Here is a 913-nt window from a genome sequence, read left to right on the forward strand (position 1 = left end):
GCATTAAATGTAGGAGACACACCAGCACCAGCAAGACCTGATTTTGTTTCAATTGATACTAATAACACCACTACTTCACACTTCGCACATGGAGATACTATTTAAATAAGCCTAAGACACTGTATCTCTGTCCTAAGCATAAAAACAGTATTATTTATTTACTTTGTATTAAAAGGTTGTTAAAATGAGGTCTGACAATTATACCCTACAATAAAGAGGACAGAATATATCTGTCCTCTTTTATTTTTCTAACTTTTCTAGTTGTTCTTTTGATTTTATATTACTATAAGCACTTTGAAGTAATTTTTGACATAAGCCTATAGTCGTTTCGAAATGCATTATCACTCCACTTTTAGCAAATGGTGGTAAATTTTCAAATCCCATAAACTGTATTCTGGCTGGATCTTCTTTTGGTAAACTTTCAATAACCTTCAAAAACTCTTCTTTATTGTTAACTGTTTTTATTTTTTCTTCATGTAAAAGAAGTAAACTTATAATACTGTTAAATAATGACTTACTGGCTTCTCGAAAAAAAGGCATATCATTATTATATGGGTTTTCTTCGGATGTATTGAAAGCTATTTGACACAAATCAAAAATTTCTTGTTGTTCTTTATTAAACATTTTATCCATCCCCTTATCACAAAATATTTACACTTTTATTTTAATATAAATACTATACTAAATCAATCAAATATATCCAAAAAATTGAAAAAGCCCTCTATGTTGTAATTAAAAGTGGCAAGCAATTAATTACTAGAGGACTTCAAGGAAAATTTATAAATTACAAAAAGTGATCGTTAACCATATTATAACAAATAAAGCGGTTAAAATTCAATATATTCTATATATTTATATTAATCTTTTTAATTGGTATCCTTTCATTTTCTTTATATATTGCACAGCTATAAAT

The 913-nt window shown here is 27.3% G+C and carries 1 protein-coding gene; it reads right to left on the reverse strand.

What is annotated here, in order from left to right; translation table 11 throughout:
* Positions 1 to 240: 240 nt before the first annotated feature.
* A complete protein-coding gene (locus tag V7024_RS06260; RefSeq protein ID WP_335517131.1) occupies positions 241 to 624 on the reverse strand; it encodes a hypothetical protein in 384 nt (127 codons plus the stop codon).
* Between the last annotated feature and the right edge of the window lie 289 nt (positions 625 to 913).

The organism is Bacillus sp. JJ864 (assembly GCF_036963045.1).
GTDB lineage: Bacteria > Bacillota > Bacilli > Bacillales > Bacillaceae_G > Bacillus_A > Bacillus_A pseudomycoides_C.